Annotated in this window: 2 protein-coding genes; both read left to right on the forward strand. The window is 75.5% G+C overall.

Going from position 1 to position 3162, the window contains the following annotated elements; genetic code table 11:
- Positions 1-2004 (forward strand): cysteine protease StiP domain-containing protein (locus ACWF94_RS37355; protein ID WP_453499195.1); only part of this gene is annotated, 2004 nt, incomplete at its 5' end.
- Entirely contained in the window at positions 2001-2795 is a 795-nt protein-coding gene (locus ACWF94_RS37360; RefSeq protein WP_453499197.1) for an HAD family hydrolase, read from the forward strand. The genes ACWF94_RS37355 and ACWF94_RS37360, both read left to right, overlap by 4 nt.
- Positions 2796-3162 lie beyond the last annotated feature (367 nt).

Here is a 3162-nt window from a genome sequence, read left to right on the forward strand (position 1 = left end):
GACCCGGACGAGGGCGTCGCGGACTTGGACCACGGTGTCGTCACGGACGGCCTGGCGGGTATTCCGACCGGACCCGTCGGAATACCCGCCACGGGGGCGGGGCCTGTTGCCGGGGCCGGACCGGGCGGGCCGCACGCCACGGGGGCGGGGCCTGTTGCCGGGGCCGGGACCGGGGCCGGGTTCCTGGACGCCGCCGGGGCGGCATCCCCGAGCGGGGCCGGGGCGGTATCCCCGGGCGGGGCCGACGCCCTCCGTGCCGGTCGCCCCGCAGCGCGGGTGGAGCTGGAGTGGCCCCAGGGGCTCCCCGACGGCGGGCGGCACGGCTTCACCCCCGGGCACCGCGCCCGGCTGGAGGCCGCGCTCCCCGGTATGGCGGCCCGGATCGCCCAGCGCCTCCCCACCGGCGCGCGCCGGGTGCTCGTCCTCGGCTTCGAGGAGCTGATGTACGCGCCCCTGCGCCTGGGCACCGCCCTGGAGGGGCTCACCGACGCCGAGGTGCGGTACTCCACCACCACCCGCTCGCCCGTCCTCGCCGTCGACGACCCCGGCTACGCGATACGCACCCGGATCGCCTTCCCCGCCCATGACGCCCCGGCCGACGGCCCCGGCGAGCGGTACGCCTACAACGTCGCGGGCGCGGGCTTCGACACCGTCGTCGCCGTCGTGGACTCCACCGCCGACACCCCCGAGCTGCACGCCCCCGGCGGTCTGCTGGACCGGCTCGCCGCCCACACCCCGCACCTCGTGCTGGCCGTCGTGCCCAGCCACGTCCCCGTTGCGCCCGGTGACGCGCCCATCGTGCCCGGTCACGCGCGCGTCGTGCCCGGCCACGTACCCGGAAAGGTCTCCATGCCGCCCGAGTCGCTGCCCGCCCCCCTGCGCGGGCCCGCGTTCTCCTCGTACGCCCCCGACGACGTCGGCTGGCTCCTCCAGGACCTCTCCGATGTCGAGCTGGAGGCGCCCACCGAGGAACGGGAGGAGGCGATACAGAGCGGGGGAGCGCACTACGCCGAGTCGCTGCCTGTCGAGTACCAGCCGAGCGACGACTACCAGCGGCTGTTCCGCAGCGCGCTGGAGACCTCCGCCGCCCGGATCGCGCGCGCGGTCGGGACCGTCACCGAGACCGTGCTCGCGGAGCGCTCCCCGCGCCCCGTGCTGGTGTCGCTGGCCCGCGCGGGCACCCCCGTCGGCGTCCTGATGCGCCGCTGGGCCCAGCACCGGCACGGCCTCGACCTGCCGCACTACGCCGTCTCCATCGTCCGGGGCCGAGGCATCGACGCCAACGCCCTGCGCTGGCTCCGGCACCACCACGACCCCGCCGATGTCGTCTTCGTCGACGGCTGGACCGGCAAGGGCGCGATCACCCGCGAACTGGCCGCCGCCCTCACCGACTTCGGCGGCTTCGACCCCGGGATCGCCGTCCTCGCCGACCCCGGCGGCTGCGTCCGCACCTACGGCACCCGCGAGGACTTCCTCATCCCCTCCGCCTGCCTCAACTCCACCGTCTCCGGACTGATCTCCCGTACGGTCCTGCGCGCCGACCTGGTCGGCCCGGGGGACTTCCACGGCGCGAAGTTCTACCGCGAACTGGCCGGCGCGGATGTCTCAGGACACTTCCTCGACACCGTCGCCGCCCGCTTCGACGACGAGACGGCCGCCGTCGACGCCGAGGTCAAGGAACTGCTGGCGGCGGACCGCGCACCCACCTGGGAGGGCTGGGCCGCCGTCGAGCGGATCAGTGAGGAGTACGGCATCCACGATGTGAACCTGGTCAAGCCCGGCGTCGGCGAGACCACCCGCGTACTGCTGCGCCGCGTCCCCTGGAAGATCCTCGCCCGCGCCGGAGCCGGGGCCGACCTCGACCATGTGCGGCTGCTCGCCGAACAGCGCGGGGTGCCCGTCGAGGAGGCCGGGGAACTCCCGTACAGCTGCGTGGGACTCATCCACCCCCGGTACACCCGAGGCGCGACCGGTGCGGACGGCAAGGCGGTGAACGAGCTGTGAGCGTCCTCGTCGCCAGCGATCTGGACCGTACGCTCATCTACTCCGCCGGAGCCCTCGGGCTCACGATGGCCGACGCGGACGCCCCCCGGCTGCTCTGTGTCGAGGTGTACCAGGGCAGGCCGCTGTCGTATCTGACGGAGACCGCGGCCTCGCTGCTGCCCCGGGTCGCGGCCGAGAAGGTCTTCGTACCGGCCACCACCCGTACCCGGGAGCAGTACGGACGCATCCATCTCCCCGGCCCGGAACCGGAGTTCGCGATCTGCGCCAACGGCGGGCACATCCTCGTCAACGGCGTCTCCGACCCCGCCTGGCAGCGGCAGGTGGCCGCCCGCCTCGCCGACGATTGCGCCTCGCTCGCCGAGGTCCGCGCCCATCTGATCGCCACCGCCGACCCCGCCTGGCTGCTCAAGGAACGCGTCGCCGAGGACCTCTTCGCCTACCTCGTCGTGGAACGCGCGCTGCTCCCGGGGGACTGGGCCAAGGAACTCGCCGCCTGGGCCGAACCCCGGGGCTGGGCCGTCTCCCTCCAGGGCCGCAAGATCTACGCCGTACCCCAGCCCCTCACCAAGAGCGCCGCCCTCCGCGAGGTCGCCCGCCGCACCGGCTCCGCCCGCGTCCTCGCCGCCGGGGACTCCCTCCTCGACGCCGACCTCCTCCTCGCCGCGGACCGAGGCTGGCGCCCGGCCCACGGCGAACTGGCCACCACCGGCTGGCACGCCCCTCACGTCGAGGCCCTGCCGCAGTCCGGAGTCGCGGCAGGCGAGGAGATCCTCCGCCGCTTCCTGGCGTGAGGCGGAAGGCGGCCGGGGCCTATCCGGGGCGCTGCCCCCAGCAGGGCCCCGCGCCTCAATCGCCGGCGAGGCTCAGAAACAAGGCCCTCGCCCCGCGCGGGTACCTCCTGAGGGGCAAGCCCCGTAGCTGTGGCCCAACCGGTCACGTTCTGCCTCCTCTCGGGCGGTTGGGGGGCCGAGGGCCTGTATCTCAAGCCCCTCCGGCGATTGAGGAGCGGGGTCTGGGGCAGCGCCCCAGCAAGGGCCCGCGCCAACCCAGGCCGCCCCCGCGTCGCCGGAGCCCCCGACGCACAGCCCCCGCCGCCCCGGCCCCGCCGCCCGCCCCCCCCGCGCCCCCCCCCCCCGGCGGGCCCGGCCCGGCCCCCCC

Source organism: Streptomyces sp. NPDC055078 (genome assembly GCF_053607985.1).